Raw genomic sequence first — 14781 nt, 5'->3', positions numbered from 1 at the left:
GGTTTAGGCTGGTCAGGTGGTTAGAAGTACAAGCCCCTGGCTTTAGATATGGGGTTGGTTTCTACGGAGTCCCTGACGTTGGGGGGAGTCTCTCTTTAGCATCGAAGTCCAGAACTGGGCAAACAAACCGTTCCGCAAACGGGAACTTGTATGGCGCAGCACTGAGAGGGATCTTCCCCTGCCTCCCCGACTGGAGAACCGAGGTTAGCGATTAGGCTAAATTTGGGTACCTTTGCAACCTCGGTCCATCGCCTCGGGGTTCCGAATTACGATTGGGATGGATTGCGCGGTCGAATTAATACTACAGGGGTCTGCTCGTCGGCATTGCCTGCAGGATTGCTTCTTAAGGCTTTTTCTAGAAAGGCAGTGGAAAGATCCGGTGTTGCTGCCAATATCTTAACGGCTTTCAAGTCGTTGACGTCTACGATGGCAGCAGATAATCCGGTTTCTTTCTTTATTGTATCTACCACCTGTTGCGGGTTGTCTGGCCCGAGGACGATAAAGCGATCGTAAGGGGGCAATGTCCCAGTGACGTCATCGATTAGCCTTGCTTGTTCCCCGGCGAGTTGATAAAAGCCGCCGCCTTTGCCGAGGATTTTGCCGATCGCCCCCCCCATGAATGCCAGCACCACCCGCAGCGGTCCAACCAGATCTACTAAGGTCTGCAAGCCGCAAGCCGTGGCTAAACTGGCAGTGGGCATGAAGAAGTAGCACAGGCGTTTGGCCACAAAACCGGGGCGCACTTCGCTCGGATGTCGCCATTGGTCTTGCATAATCGCCAAGGGGGTCTCGCCAATAGTCACCACATCCCCGGGCTGGGCGTGGGGCATTACGTACCGTTTCACCACCCCTGTGGCATTGTCGAGGTTACTGAGCAGATGGGTTTTGATGGGTAAAATTTCCGCCTCGGCGTCGGGTACTTCTCGCCAGGAGGTCTCCGCCGCCTGGTCGGGATATTGCAGGGGCACCACCACATAGCGGTCTTTGGGAATCCGCCCTTGCGGCCCGTAGGTGACGTAGGTGATTTTGACTAAGGCGGATTTGAGTCCCTCCAGATGCGGTCCGCAAATCTCGATCGCCACTTTGAAGCGGGTGGTTTTGCCAATTTTCACGATGTAGGCAAACCAGTATCCGTCTTCTCTGGCAGGGGCATCTGGGTGCATGGGAACGATTTTCGTCCGCCAGGTGACTTCTTCTAAGCTGCGATCGGATAATAGGGTGACATCTACGTTCACTTCGGGCACCATAATCTCTAGGTTTTTGGTGCGGTTGATCGCTTCGAGTTCTCCGATGAGCTGATGTCGATCCGGGGAGAGGATTTCCTGTTTCCAGGTGCCGGTGGTCAGGTCCAGTTCGTTTCCGGGACGCTGCCGATATTTCAGTTCAAAGGCGGTTCCAGCGGCTGCGAGTACCGCAGCGGCGCTTCCCAGTCCGATTCCAAGTGTTTCTGCGATCGCCACAATTGCTCCTCAATTAATCGTAAAATAGGGGTTTATAGTGGCCAAGCCACCTACTGTGGGTTCTGTGACTTGGCATCTCCAGGTTTATATCATTTTGTTCGCCCACTCCAGGGCACGGAATTGCCATTCGGTGTCTCGCCACTTCCGAGATAGAGTCACAGAAGATTTACCACGGATTTTTCCCCGCCGATCGCCTCTATTCCGGATCCGATTCCCCACCCTTCATCCCCTCCTCCCCGCTTTTGTTCAAAAAATCCCTTCTTAAAAATTTTCGCCCCGCTTCTGTTTCCCTTACCCTACCCATAGCGTTTCTCTGTGTTACCTGAGCTACATTTAGGTCAGGCACCTCCCTGTGCTATCGCTTTTGCTCAACTCGCCACTTCCTGACCCAAATCAAACGTTCTATTCTTCCTAAAGATTTGTAAACTATTATGAAGCTCCATCTGAGTGTCAGATTAGTTTGAGAATTACAATGAAGCAACTTGCAACTGCCGAACGTCTCTGCCTGATTACCCATACTGCGTCAATGGCGTTTGGACTGGCAGGGCTGCTGCTAGTCTTACCCCATCCAGAATTTATCGTCAACTTATCATCATGGGGACAGAAATGTTTCCAGTGGAGCATGGCTGGGGGGGGAGTGTCCTATATCATTTTAGGAGCTGCGGCGGTGGCCATCTATGCCTATAGGCACCTTGGAATGCGACGGTGGCTAACATTTATGTTGCCGTCAGTATTTTTATCCTTGGGAAGCGAATTATTGGGAACCAGTACCGGATTTCCCTTCGGTCACTATCAATATTTGAGTGGGTTAGGTTATAAAATTGCGGGACTGGTGCCGTTTACCATTCCCCTGTCGTGGTTTTACATGGGGTTTGTCTCCTACGTGTTAGGGCGCGCAGCGTTAGAAGCGAAAGAAGTGCCCAACTGGGTGCGGCACCTCGGCGCGATCGCGATCGGATCGGTCCTGCTCACCGCCTGGGATTTCGTACTCGACCCCGCCATGAGTCAAACCGGCTTTCCGTTTTGGCAATTCCAAGAAACCGGCGCCTTTTTTGGAATGCCCTACCGAAATCTGTTGGGTTGGATGGGCACAGGCGCAATATATATGACCGTAGCGGCCCTATTCTGGGGCAATACCAGGCTGCAACTGTATCGTCCGCAACTGGGTTTACCGTTGATTACCTATTTAGTGAATTTTGCCTTCGGCGCGATTATTACGTTAGTGGCACTAGATTCGCAGTTTGTGATTCCCACCTTACTCAGCATTGCTTTAGGAGTGGTGCCGGCAGTGGTGCTGTGGTGGATTGCATCGGACGATCGCAAACCAGAAGAGAGGGTTGACTTGGATACCGTGGCGACGAGCGATCGGCTCAACCAGGTGCCAGTCGCCTCTGTGGAAATGGCAGCCAAATAAATCATCGGGTGTTGACGCGCCAGAGTCGTCAACACCCTGATTTTAGGTGTCTGGGTTTTGCTGCTGTAGCATTTCTAATTCCATTCGCAAAGCAGCAACCTGGGCGGTGAGTTCCTGCAAATCTTGATAAACTTGCGGATCCTCCGGGGGTCTAGAGGGTGCAGCGGGCGAGGGAGTAGAAGAAGCAGATGAGGGCGCTTCAGAGGGCGATCGCTCTTGATTCATCAAGGTATCGACGAAATTGCGAGCTTCGCGTTCGGTCATCTCGCCTTTTTCAGCCCATTTTCTCGTCAGTTCGCTGCTATCTAATTGCAAGTCAGCCAGATTTTCTTCGCGTTTCTCGGAATCTTGAATGCTCTCGAGTAGGGAAGCCGTCGCCCCCACACCGACACGAAATCCGGTATGCACAAATTCAAATAGGTTATCGGGGTTCATAATTCGCGCAATGTCCAACTAAAGTATTTGCGGGATTGACAATTGACCGGGAATCTCTGTTAGGGATTATAGAAGATTCAGCCAAATGCTGGCAGAATTGGCAATCGCCAGAATTAGCTTATTAAAACTAAGTTATCCCGGTGAACTACCGTGTCAGCACCGATGTAGCCTAAAATGGCGGGAATTTCCTCCGAACGGTAGCCCTGAATTTTTTGCAGTTCGGCGCTGCTATAGTTGACCAAACCGCGAGCCATTTCCTGACCCTGGCTGTCGCATAGCTGCACTGCATCCGATGCCTCGAATTCTCCCACCACATCCAGGATTCCCGCCGCTAACAGGGATTTGCCGCGCTTACAGATTGCTTTGACCGCACCGCGATCGAGATAGATTTTTCCAGAAGGAATCACCGCATTGGCAATCCAGCGCTTGCGAGCATTGCTAGCGTGCGGTTGCGCTTCAAATTGGGTGCCAATCGGTTCGCCTTGCAGGATTTTGGCAATATTGCGCGGATGTTGACCGGAGGTAATCACGGTGCGAACCCCCGCACTGGTGGCAATCCGCGCGGCTTCGATTTTGGTGAACATGCCCCCGGTGCCCCAGTTGGTGCCAGTGCCGCTGGTTTCTACTTGTAGTTGCGTGAGTTCTTCGAGGTTTTGAATGAGGGTAATCGGTTGAGCATCGGGATTAGAGCGCGGATCGGCGGAATAGAGGCGATCGACATCGGTGAGTAAAAACAGCCAGTCCGCTTCGATCAAACTGGCAACCATTGCCGATAGCCTGTCGTTGTCTCCAAATTGGAGTTCTTCCACCGCCACGGTGTCGTTTTCGTTCACGATCGGGATCGCCCCGAGGTTGAGCAATTCTTGGAAGGTGTTGTATGCATTGACGTAGCGATCGCGCTGCATCAAGTCACTGCGGGTGAGCAGCACTTGGGCAATGGGTTGTCCCAGGGAGGTGAATAAGTCGTCGTAAACTCGCATCAAGCGTCCCTGACCCACAGCCGCCACCGCTTGTTTGCGCGCCATCGTTCGCGGGCGTTCTTTTAAGCCTAACTGACCAGAGCCGACCCCCACCGCACCGGAAGACACCAACACCAGTCGGTGCCCCTCTCGCTGCAGATTGCACATGGTTTCCACCAGGGTGGCAATCGTGGAAAGCGCCAGATTGCCATTCGTGACTTGAGTGAGGCTGGAAGTACCGATTTTGACGATTATGGTTTGCGACATCCGAAACTTGCAAGCTCTATTAGGTATTAATAATTGGCGATTAGCAATATTTTGTCAAGTTTTCCTGACAAACAGCGGACAACCGACCCGTTTATGATTGTAAAGCGCCAGCCCTCGTTTCGGTGAAGGCTGGCGCTTTTCTTGGAGGAAAATATTGGGTGGGGTTTTATGGTTAGGGTCTTTATATCGGCTGACCCCATTTGAACTGTCTCTATTCTGCCTGAGTTTTTTGCCCGGGTGAGGATTTCTTAATCTTTTCTTTATATTTCGCTTTGTAAAAAGTTGTAACGAAAAACAAAGATTTATTTTCCACCCGTCAGGGAAGCGCCAAAGATTTGAGACAGCCAGACTTCGAGCGATCGCAGTCGGTAAGGGGGGGGAGCCACCATTCCCGGATCCACCATTGGCTCCACCAAAATGGTAAACATTCCCAAGCGATTGCCCGCGAGGACGTCAGTAAACAAGCGATCGCCCACCATCGCCACCTTTTCCACCGGCAGCTCCATCGCCGCCACCGCCTGTCGCAACTTTCGCCGCGACGGTTTCGCCGCCCCAGTAATATAGGGCAAATTCAACGCTTTCGCAATTCCACCAATGCGAGATTCGCTGATATTATTGCTCACCAACCACACCGGGACAATCGGTCGAATCTGTTCCACCCACTGCTGCAAATAGTCAGACACCGTAACCTCGCTAATCGGCACCAAAGTATCGTCCACATCCAATACCAGTCCCTTAATATCGTACTGCTTCAAAATAGCCGGCGTCAGACTCAAAATCGAGTCATCCAAAAATAAATCAGGCTCTAAGAGTTTGCCCCAAGTCATAACATTTAATTATCAATAAATCCATCCGACGACGCTCGAGTACCCCCATCAAAACATGATGAGTTCTGTCGATCGCTTCGCCCGAGATCCAACAGAACGAGAAACCCAAGAGTTGCTGCCCTTGAAGATTGGCTGATGTAGCATCTGGGCAGACATTCCCATCCCATCCCCGAACCTGTTCGCACTGCTCGGAAGTACCGATGGGTTCTGTCGCTGCTGGGCGTCGCCTCTTGCCCAAATTCTACTCTCGCCCGTCCTCTTCTGCTCATAATTGTGACACATGAATGCCACTCCTCCCACCGAGGGGAAAATTGGCAAAGAAAAAGCCTAGCCCCCGATTCTATTGTTGCTCAGCTTCCCGGCGATCCCAAATCGCATCTTGCGCCGCCTCATGTTCCGCTAACGTGCGGCTAAACACATGAGTGCCATCATAGCGAGCCACAAAATAAAGAAACTCGGTTTCTTCCGGATTCAACGTGGCTTCTAAACTCGGAATTCCAGGGGCGGCAATAGGAGTGGGCGGCAAACCCGGATTGAGATAGGTATTGTACGGAGAAGGGGTTTCCACCTGATCCCAAGTCAAAGGGCGATCGGCAGTTTGTTTGATGCCCAACCCATATTCCACCGTCGGATCGGCTCCTAATTTCATCCCCTTTTCCAGCCGATTGGTAAACACCCCGGCAATCAAACCCCGTTCTGAGGCAACCACCGATTCTTTTTCCACAATACTGGCAAGCGTGACCCATTCGAGGAGGCTCAAATCGGTTGACGAGGCATTTTGCTGATAAGTGGGCAACGCCACCCGTTCAAACTGATCGAGCATTTGTTTGATGACTGCCTCTGCAGAAATGTCATCGGCTCTCAGTTTATAGGTGTCGGGATATAAAAACCCTTCTAAATGCGGTAAATTGTCTGGCAACCAAGGGTATTGAGCATAGGGAATTTCTTTCGTGGCGGCGAGAAATTCTGCCGCACTGAAAAAGCCTTCTGACTCGAAGTATTGAGCCATATCTTTCAAGGTCCACCCTTCGGGAATGGTGAAATCGAGCTGCATGACTTCTCCATTCCACAATTTTTCCGCGATCGCCTGCATCGGTTGAGTGGGGGAGAGTTGGTAGATTCCCGCCTTGTAGCCGCCACCGGCATTTTGCCGCGATAACCAGCGAGTCCAAAGGTTCCACGCCGTTGCCGAACGAATCACCCCTTGTTCTTCTAGCTGACGCCCGATGACCTGTCCTGGGGATCCGGGTTTGACTTCCACAATTTCCAACTGCGGTGGAGAATCGGGAGAATCTCCCCCGGAAGATGCTTCCACTGGCGCACTCGATCGCACCCACCAATTCCAGCCCTGCCACGCCCCAACTCCCAAAATGGCGATCGTGACCAGCATCAGATATAAGAACCAATTTGTCTTTGTTTTTCCAGCTGCCATATGCATGTTTAGCTTCAATAACGATCGCTGGCTGCCGCAAGCAGATTCCCGCCCTCCGTTTCCTAAGCTTTAGCACTCCCGGCAATCCCCACCGCTCAGTGGATCGGTTTGCAAACACCACCCTCGAGCATTCTGGTAGGTTTACCTATAAGCGTAGCCTTGCGGTGCCATACGTTACGGGACATTTGCGGTAGATTAAAGGTTTACGATTACCGGATTGTTTTTAGGGTAGCTTTTTTGGCAAGCTTTCTGCTACTGTTTCCACCAACCCAAATTTGGTTTGTGGACTCGCGATTTTTTTCCTGGAAAACCAATCCTACCGCATTTTTCTCCATTTTCCCCCCACTCAATTTCCCTGCTGTAAACTTTTCATAAATTCCGGTTCGTTCATGTTAACTCCTTCCCCGGCTCCCGCAGAAGCAAACCCCCCAGGCAAGACACGATACAAGCCTGTTTTTGAATATCGATATCCTCTCTCTCCCTCGCCCACTAGCCTACCCCTTTTCACCTTCAATTGGTATCGGTTTTATTTTTCCCCTGCTAGTTAACTTCAACCCAGTTAATAAAAAAACTCGCGGTGACAACAGAAGGAAAAAACCGGGAATATTGACAATGTTTCACCCGGGGACGGGCTAAGGGAAAGCCTGACACCAGTCCCCGGGTGTCTCCCGGGCGGGGGACAGGGGTAAAAACCGGGGCAAGCAACTCGATTAATCCAGGTCTTCAAACAGACGTTCTTGAATTATCTGTTCCAAGGTGGGCATCAGCGGTTCGAGTTGTTTGAACTCTTCATCGTTGAGCAATTCAGGCTCAGCGCGATCGTTGAGTCGAGCTAAGATGAAGAAAGGGTCAAGGGGAGCATAGATGGCATATTCTTGTTCTTCTTCATAGAAATTTGCCAGCAATTGCAATTCCTCATATTCTTCATCACCCAGAGGTTCTTCCTCTTCTTCGGACTCTTCTGAGAAGTCAGGAAGAATTCCACTGACCGTCAAGGTGACAGCAGTGCGCTTGAGGTTCAGATTTTGTTCCTCGAGAACGGCTTTTGCCGTATTAAAGATTTGGTCAATTTCTTCTTCCGTGACGGGGATAGGTTCGTCTGACTCCTCATCATCGGGCCAAGCAAAAATTTCCACGGGAGTATCCACGGGAATGAGAAGCACGTAAGTTTGACCGTGAAGTTCTACAGAATGCTCGATATAGCAAGGCAGGGAGCGGCCAAATTCATCCGTCAGAATTACGGAATCAGCGTGGGCTTGTCCATTTTCGTTGGGGGATTGAGATCGCGACATGAGACAGATAAGGGAAGGATTAAAAGCAGTACCTAGGACAGGGGTGTATGAATTTTGGGAGCTATAGCCCGAGGGGCGGTCACTCGCACGCGGGAGTTGTTAGGATGGCAACCCCCTCGACACCGATGGCACTCATCAGGATATCACAAGGACACATCAGTGGAAATTATTTTTCGGCCAGCTTCCTCCCAGGGACATAGGAGGTTTTGGAAGAAGCGAACCCAAAGCTGCGATCGCGCCAAAAAGGCCGATGTTGTCAACCGATGGTATTGGCTTGAGAAAAGCGGGGATGAGCCGCTCGAGTAGCGCGATCGCATTCCGGGGGTGTTCCAGCTTCAGTGGTGGGAAACTGCTGTTTTGCCTTCAGGAGTTGCCTAGGCTAAATGGTTTCCCGAGTTGCACCATGCCCCAGGAAACGACAAAACTTCCCCTTGCTTTTTCCGGTTTTGTAGTAGCCGTAAAAGAAGGATTGGTTTTCCAGTAATTTCCCCATATCACTAGAGTTTATAGCGGTCTATATTGCCCGGTGGCAAGTTTTTCTATTTATTCCATCAAAGAAGAAAATTCAGGGGACTGGGGCGCTGTAGGAACGAATGAATTCTTTTTTATCCGGAGTATTTAAAAAACAACTGAATTAAGATATTTAGTAACCTATGCAAAGGTCATTAAAGCTTATATTTTATTTCTCCAAATTGAAGACATGAAGCAATTTTTGTTATTTTTATTAAGTGTTGACTAAGAAACCGGGAGAGTTTTATAGCAATGGAATCGGTCTCTATTTCCAGGGAGTCAGGTTACAAAGAGGAATTAACCACTTCTATCTTGACTCAGATTCAGGCTGAACTTTATCAGACGGAAGTTTACCAGAGCGTTCTTAAAACGTTAGAAAAGCAACTGGACAAGCGGGAGGAAAGTGCCCAAGTTTTGCTCGAAGCAGTGGCTAGACAAGCCATCTGGCTGGCATTGAAGCAAGTGGCTAAAAACGCGAAAGAAGAAAAATTAACTGGGGGGGAGAAAATTAGCGGAAATCATTTGCGGGTGTTAGGGGAGTCGCCGTCACCTTGTTTCTCTCCAGAGGATATAGCCGAGTGGCAAACAGCCCAGGGAGAGTTCAACGACGCAGAATCGAACAGCGCCAATGGGAAGCGCCGTGGTGGGGATGGCACAGACCGAGGCGATCGCAACTCTAAATTTCAACAAACATTGCAGAAGCTTTTCCCATCCCAGCCAACCGGGGAGAACACTGGAGAAAATAATGAAAACTCGGCTGAAAAATGGAAAGCAGCCATACGGCAAATGGGGGAAGAATTAAAACGAGCGAGGCAAGAGCGCTCCTTATCCCTAGAAGAACTTCATCGGGAAACATTAGTTCCCTTGCATCATTTGCAAGCTCTCGAAAACGGGAACATTGACAGATTGCCAGAACATATTTACGTCCGCAGCTTTATCCATAAAATTGGAGAAGTGATGGGATTAGAGGGTACTGGAATGGCAGCTTGCTTGTCGGTACCCTTATCGGAAACCAAAGTGGTGCCCTCGTGGTCTGCCAAGGATCCCAAACTCGGGTTTTCCTTAAGTCCAGTACATTTATATCTTGGCTACACCGCCCTGATGGCAGGGGCAATTGGGGGACTGGCGTGGATGTCAGAGCAAACCGCTTCCGAAAACCTGCGCGAACCGGATCCGGGAGTAATTTCTCCCGCGACGGAAACCACCGCACCAACTTCTTCCCCCGGGGTAAGTTCGTCCCCCCAAAGTTTTGCCCCAACCTCTGGGATTGCGCCGCCGGAAGCCATTATTCCTTAAGCGATCGCCAAGGATTAAACTGGCGTTGTGCAACCCGCCACCAGATTTGAGCGATCGCGAAGGGTAGCCTGGTAGCCTCTCGGGATGAGACGCGCGGTGTCGGGCGGTAGGAACACTTAGGCGGCGGAAGCATTGCGCTGAATTTCGCGAAATAATCGGTGGGAGAGTTGAATTTCTCCCACTGTTCAAGCCGATGAATTACTCCTGAGTTTTGTTATAAATCCAATTGAGCAACCACAAGGCGGTGACAATTCCGGCAAAGTGGGCGACAATCGTATGAGTATTGGCCAGCACCACAAAAATATCCAACGGTTGAATAAACTGATTGAGATTAACAGCCGTGGTGGGAAGGGTGCCGGCTTGGTACTGCACTGCCTTTGCCAGCAGGGTGCCCCCGATCGCTTCTGCACCCATCAGGGAGAATAGCATTCCGACTAAATTCACGATTAAACCACGCTGTAGCAGTTGGAATGCATCTGCCTTTTTCGGGCGCAGCTTGGGATTTGGGGATTCAAGCTGGATAGCCAGACGGGTATAACGAAATGCCCAATAAATACTGATGCCTAGAGTAATCAGTCCGAGTACGGCGAAAAACGTGCCCGGACCGGTGCCGACATTTCTGGTACTGGCACCTTGGGTTGCTTGGGGACTATCCACCAAAATGGCAAATAAGAAAATGAGTCCAGCGACCACAGCGAGGACTACCTGCACCCAGAAACTAATCCAGCCAAACCTGCGAAATGCAGGAATAACGCGCTGGAGTGCTGGTGGAAGTGCTTTGAGGTCTGAGTTATCTGACATAGAGATTTGCAGTTGCCGTGATGGGCTTTCATGCCAAGCCGCTCTTGCTTAATGATAGACCAATGCACTCTCAGGTTGCCGGACAAGTGGGTTGCATTGATGAGAGTTTTGGCAGGATAGGTTGAATTTTAAGCCACAATGAAAGAAAATTGAGAACATTAGCGGCGAGAAGATCGTCACCAGGTCGGGGATGCGTCTGCAAGAGCGAAATATCAGTGGCTTACAGCGGTTAGTCTGAGGAGCAGTTGTTCCTACAGATGTACTGTTGCTCGACGAGGTGCTTTAATCCCGATCCAGGGTGGTTTATAGCGGACACGACGGGCGATCGCCAAACAATGCACGACAAGCTCAATATCATCGAGGTAATTTTAAGGGTAAATCTCCTGTCGGAGACTGATTTATCTGGTAGTGTGTGGCATCGCAGAGCCTACGTCTCGATAATGGAGTTTTCTCAAAAACCCCCCTCGAGTCGGGCGAAACCGCCATCAGCTCTATGCTCATGCCCCAGTCTAAGGGTCGCAAAATCCCGAACCAGTGGGTTGGGTGTGTGTTGTACTGATACGGATGCAGACTCTGGGTAAAGTGACCGTAGATTGTGTCCCTAACTCCGCAAAGGATGTCCGTAAGGTAGCTGTAAGCGCCAAAGTCTCAACGCAGAGTTGCATTTTTCCGCCGTCTCGTGCCCTTTTTGCTCCTGGTGGGCAACATAGATGGGCATCGATATGAAAGGGTGCATTTTGGCGAGCGGCGATCGCAAGAGTGATGAGGAAAAATATTTCCGGACTTGCTTTGACAAGCTCAATTTAAATTGAAACTTAACCGGGCTTGGATGGCGTTTTCCACAACATTGAGGGTGACATTTAGTTATTGAAAAGTAGGCGTGAGATAACACAGGGGCTTGAAGTCTAACAATAAGCGCCATCGTTTCAAAGGTAGCGACCTACTTTTTATTGAAGCCAGTTATACGAGAAACTTCCTGGCGTTTGAATTATTGAATTAGGGTGCTGATTTTCGCTGATTGAGGGTGCATCAAGCTGTAAAAGTTGACTTGAAATAGGGTGTCTTGACAACTCTATACCAGGTGGTTATGCAGTGAATCCTGACTGGAAGCCTTTCTAGCAGCAAAAGCCAATCGGAAATTTGATAAATTTTCCAACCCAAAGGATGGAAAATTACGGGGTTATTTTATCCCGTTCAATTATTCCAGTGGTGAATCGGGTTATTTCTATAAATAAATTTCCGAGTTCACAAGAGCGAGAGGCTAGCTGAAAAGCGTTTTCGGATTCATGCTGGAGCCAAAATGACTTGGTTTATCTCTGGCTTTGTGCCGGAATAATGATGAATCGATAACCATTTTCGCTCGGGGCTTGGGTCTTTCAGGTAATCGGGGTTGATTTTGACCCTATAGCTAGCAAACAACCACAAAACCGTCAAAATTTCAGGGCGTAAAAACCTGTCTAAATCAGTATGAAATGGGGTATTCAGCGGGTAAATCAGATGAAGTTTGAAGATATCTATGATTTTTTTCAAAATCCACCACCGACGTATTTGAATAAGGAACTGACCGTGTGTTACGTTCTTTCAGTCTTGTTGAGTGGAGATTCCTATGGAACTGAACTGATCCAAAAACTAGAGCGCGAATACCCGGAGTATAGACTGTCCGACACTGTACTCTATAGCGCGCTCAAATTTCTGGAAAACGAAGAAGCAATTCGAGGGTATTGGAAAAAAGTTGAAGGACGAGGACGACCGAGGCGGATGTACCAAGTCTCTCCCGAATCGCGATCGCAAGCTGAAGAATTGGCAAGGCTTTGGCAAGAATACGTGAAGCAAGGAGAAGGGCGAGAGGGGTGTGGCGAAGCCACCTTTACCGCCAATGAAGAAACCGGCTAGACTATCGGTAAACTCAGTAAACTAACCCTCTCTATCGCCCTTTGGGTTGCAGCACTCGTGCACCCCAAAGGGCGGTTAAATTTTTGGGTTTCACGAACCTGACATCCTCCCGACAAGGTTATGTCAATTCCGAGGGTACTAGAATATCACTTGCTATTATCTAGATCCCCACCTATGGATAGCTCTCTCGGCGGCGTCTCTATGTCAAGAGAGGTTCGGGTATGCCCTACTCTACCGAGCTGAGGGCATCGACTTTTTTGGGTTTTTCATTTATCCTTGTTGTAGCTGGCTCTGGCTGTTTAAAGAGTTCTCGCTACTTTTTGCCCTTTAGTGTTTTTCGTTTGAGAGTGTCTACTGTTTCCGCAGCATTTTCGTATGGGTCGGCGGTTTTTCAACCTGAAAGCTGATTGGATTTTAGCATAAATTCCGAGGGCAATCGATCGCGACGCTCACCAAACAAGGGTAGAGCGCGAGCCTTTTTGCGGGTTTAAATAAAAGTGCGGGTAGGCGATCGCAATTCCCTTACACTCACGGGCAATTTTGCCGTGCTTGACTACTGATTTTTCAACCGATCGCTCGCTTGCGTGCGGTAGCGCCACGCTGTGGGGTCATCCGGGCGCAGTTCCAGGGCGCGATCGTAAGCGGCGATCGCTTCGGCTTGATAAGCCAATCTTTCTAAGGTTTGTCCCCGACATAACCAGGCATCATAGTCATGGGGTTGAACTTGCAACACGCGATCGAACGCCGCGATCGCGGCTTCGTAGCGCTGCAAGTTTCCCAACGCCGCCCCTCGGTTAAACCACCCCGCTGCATAGTCCGGTTGCAGTTCTATCGCTTTATCATAGCACTCGATCGCCGCTTCGTAGCGCTGCAAGTCGTACAGTACATTCCCTAAATTATACCAGGCGTGATGGCTGGTGGGATTTACCCTAATCGCTTCCTCATAGGCTGCGACTGCTTCTTCTTGTCGCTGCAATTGTACCAACGCTTTACCTCGCGCACAATAGCTTTGGGGCGAGTTCGCTGCCATTTCCACCACTTGCTCAAAATCCGCCGTAGCTTTTTCCCTCTCCTGTAACGCTTGGTAAGCTAGCCCCCGCTGCGTTAGGGCGGGGGCGTGCTCTGGATGGGCATCTAAACAGCGATCCAAATGGGCGATCGCTTCTCGATACAGTCCCATCCGATGACAAGCCACCGCCAACCCATACAATACTTCTGCGCTTTGCGATGTCAATTGCGCCGCTTGCTGAAAACTGGTTAACGCGGAAGGATATTGTCGGCGATCGAGCTGGGCTTGTCCCTGGCTGAGCCATTTTTCTACCCTATCCTCTGGTTTGTCTGAGATAGAGTTCGTAGCAGAATCGATAGATTGGGGAATTTGCCCTGGGCGATCGAGCAATTGTTGTCCGATTTCACCGGCAACCTCTGCCAATGTGCCACAGTTGAGCTGTCCTAACTGCACCATGCGCTTTGCCAATTCGCGATTCGGAATCGGGGACTCGAGCAGGCGATCGCCAAACTCCCGCAACCACTCCACCCATTTTTCTTCTCCTTCATTTTTCGCCACCGACTTGACAGATGAGGCCGTGTTATGGTATCCTCCGTACCCTAAACCTTTGATGAATTGCAAAACCTGCATCTGAGTCCACCCCCGATGCACTCCTTCTAGCAGTTGGGTAAATAAAAACTCATAGTCTACTGGGGTTAAGGGCGCACGGGGTTGCGGCTTCAAGACAACTGTTTTCCCTGAATGGGAAGCTCGAAACGGCTTGCTCCACTTGCCAAACAAGCGCCGCCAGAATGCAGCTGCATATTGCCAACTGCGCCGTAGCCTTTTCCACAGTGCTTGGATCGAGTGCCTCATCTTCAATTCTTCATGCCTGAAACTGCTTTGGTCGTGCCGATCGCTCCATCGGCTTATTTTCTGCTTTATTCTGAGGGTGAGCCAGTTTATCCCCTTTAAAAGGTCAGATTCTCCTAGAGGTCCCCCCCCCAAAGCAACCGCACATTTAATCGGCATAGGCGTGACGATTTCGAGATGCACAATCCCTGCCAATCGGTTTCCATAAACTTGTAAACTAAATCGCCTTTATTTTAATCTCTCTCGAGTGTATAGCCTTTCTCAGATTGATGTGGTACGTAGCCGAATAGTCATTACCGCGCTTGCACCTCCGAAATGAAAAATTCTCTACCTT

Annotated in this window: 11 protein-coding genes; 3 read left to right on the top strand and 8 right to left on the bottom strand. The window is 50.1% G+C overall.

All coding sequences use genetic code 11. The features are described from left to right. Window positions 1-266 precede the first annotated feature (266 nt). The gene (locus tag LKK83_RS02095) at window positions 267-1454 is read right to left on the bottom strand and encodes a F420-0:Gamma-glutamyl ligase (protein WP_324629127.1); all 1188 of its coding nucleotides are present in this window, start codon (window positions 1452-1454) and stop codon (window positions 267-269) included. Window positions 1455-1932: 478 nt separating this feature from the next. Here LKK83_RS02095 and cruF point away from each other — a divergent pair, with 478 nt between their 5' ends. Next, window positions 1933-2874: a gamma-carotene 1'-hydroxylase CruF gene (gene cruF, locus LKK83_RS02090; protein ID WP_324629123.1), complete on the top strand. Its 942-nt coding sequence runs from the start codon at window positions 1933-1935 to the stop codon at window positions 2872-2874. Window positions 2875-2916: 42 nt separating this feature from the next. Here cruF and LKK83_RS02085 read toward each other — a convergent pair whose 3' ends face one another. The 5 genes from LKK83_RS02085 to LKK83_RS02065 form a co-directional block, all read right to left on the bottom strand. Further along, on the bottom strand, window positions 2917-3309 hold the full coding sequence (locus LKK83_RS02085; RefSeq protein WP_324629121.1) for a hypothetical protein: 393 nt from the start codon (window positions 3307-3309) through the stop codon (window positions 2917-2919). A 113-nt stretch (window positions 3310-3422) separates the two neighbouring features. Further along, window positions 3423-4535, bottom strand: coding sequence for a glutamate 5-kinase (gene proB / locus LKK83_RS02080; protein ID WP_324629120.1), 1113 nt, complete (start codon window positions 4533-4535; stop codon window positions 3423-3425). A 302-nt stretch (window positions 4536-4837) separates the two neighbouring features. Then, window positions 4838-5362: a YqeG family HAD IIIA-type phosphatase gene (locus LKK83_RS02075; RefSeq protein WP_324629119.1), complete on the bottom strand. Its 525-nt coding sequence runs from the start codon at window positions 5360-5362 to the stop codon at window positions 4838-4840. A 340-nt stretch (window positions 5363-5702) separates the two neighbouring features. Next, complete coding sequence (gene mltG, locus LKK83_RS02070; protein WP_324629118.1) at window positions 5703-6752, bottom strand: endolytic transglycosylase MltG; 1050 nt, start codon at window positions 6750-6752, stop codon at window positions 5703-5705. A gap of 752 nt (window positions 6753-7504) precedes the next feature. Beyond that, a complete protein-coding gene (locus tag LKK83_RS02065; protein WP_324629117.1) occupies window positions 7505-8086 on the bottom strand; it encodes a DUF3727 domain-containing protein in 582 nt (193 codons plus the stop codon). 762 nt (window positions 8087-8848) lie between these two features. On the opposite strand from LKK83_RS02065, the gene LKK83_RS02060 reads away from it, so the two are divergent. Continuing rightward, on the top strand, window positions 8849-9892 hold the full coding sequence (locus tag LKK83_RS02060; protein WP_324629115.1) for a helix-turn-helix domain-containing protein: 1044 nt from the start codon (window positions 8849-8851) through the stop codon (window positions 9890-9892). 198 nt (window positions 9893-10090) lie between these two features. On the opposite strand, the gene LKK83_RS02055 is transcribed toward LKK83_RS02060, so the two are convergent. Further along, complete coding sequence (locus LKK83_RS02055; protein WP_324629114.1) at window positions 10091-10693, bottom strand: DUF3611 family protein; 603 nt, start codon at window positions 10691-10693, stop codon at window positions 10091-10093. Between the two features lie 1497 nt (window positions 10694-12190). Between LKK83_RS02055 and LKK83_RS02050 the strand changes: the two genes are divergently transcribed. Further along, the gene (locus LKK83_RS02050; RefSeq protein WP_324629125.1) at window positions 12191-12586 is read left to right on the top strand and encodes a PadR family transcriptional regulator; all 396 of its coding nucleotides are present in this window, start codon (window positions 12191-12193) and stop codon (window positions 12584-12586) included. Window positions 12587-13139: 553 nt separating this feature from the next. Here LKK83_RS02050 and LKK83_RS02045 read toward each other — a convergent pair. Next, window positions 13140-14450, bottom strand: coding sequence for a tetratricopeptide repeat protein (locus LKK83_RS02045; RefSeq protein ID WP_324629113.1), 1311 nt, complete (start codon window positions 14448-14450; stop codon window positions 13140-13142). Window positions 14451-14781: the final 331 nt, after the last annotated feature.

This window comes from Phormidium sp. CCY1219, from assembly GCF_035615515.1.
GTDB lineage: Bacteria > Cyanobacteriota > Cyanobacteriia > Cyanobacteriales > Laspinemataceae > CCY1219.
This window is presented reverse-complemented; position numbering and strand designations above follow the sequence as displayed.

Excerpts from the sequence above, each read along its gene's own strand:
- cruF (WP_324629123.1), top strand. The coding sequence starts at position 1,933 with ATGAAGCAACTTGCAACTGCCGAACGTCTCTGCCTGATTACCCATACT.
- LKK83_RS02085 (WP_324629121.1), bottom strand. The coding sequence starts at position 3,309 with ATGAACCCCGATAACCTATTTGAATTTGTGCATACCGGATTTCGTGTC.
- proB (WP_324629120.1), bottom strand. The coding sequence starts at position 4,535 with ATGTCGCAAACCATAATCGTCAAAATCGGTACTTCCAGCCTCACTCAA.
- LKK83_RS02075 (WP_324629119.1), bottom strand. The coding sequence starts at position 5,362 with ATGACTTGGGGCAAACTCTTAGAGCCTGATTTATTTTTGGATGACTCG.
- mltG (WP_324629118.1), bottom strand. The coding sequence starts at position 6,752 with ATGCTGGTCACGATCGCCATTTTGGGAGTTGGGGCGTGGCAGGGCTGG.
- LKK83_RS02065 (WP_324629117.1), bottom strand. The coding sequence starts at position 8,086 with ATGTCGCGATCTCAATCCCCCAACGAAAATGGACAAGCCCACGCTGAT.
- LKK83_RS02060 (WP_324629115.1), top strand. The coding sequence starts at position 8,849 with ATGGAATCGGTCTCTATTTCCAGGGAGTCAGGTTACAAAGAGGAATTA.
- LKK83_RS02055 (WP_324629114.1), bottom strand. The coding sequence starts at position 10,693 with ATGTCAGATAACTCAGACCTCAAAGCACTTCCACCAGCACTCCAGCGC.
- LKK83_RS02050 (WP_324629125.1), top strand. The coding sequence starts at position 12,191 with ATGAAGTTTGAAGATATCTATGATTTTTTTCAAAATCCACCACCGACG.
- LKK83_RS02045 (WP_324629113.1), bottom strand. The coding sequence starts at position 14,450 with ATGAGGCACTCGATCCAAGCACTGTGGAAAAGGCTACGGCGCAGTTGG.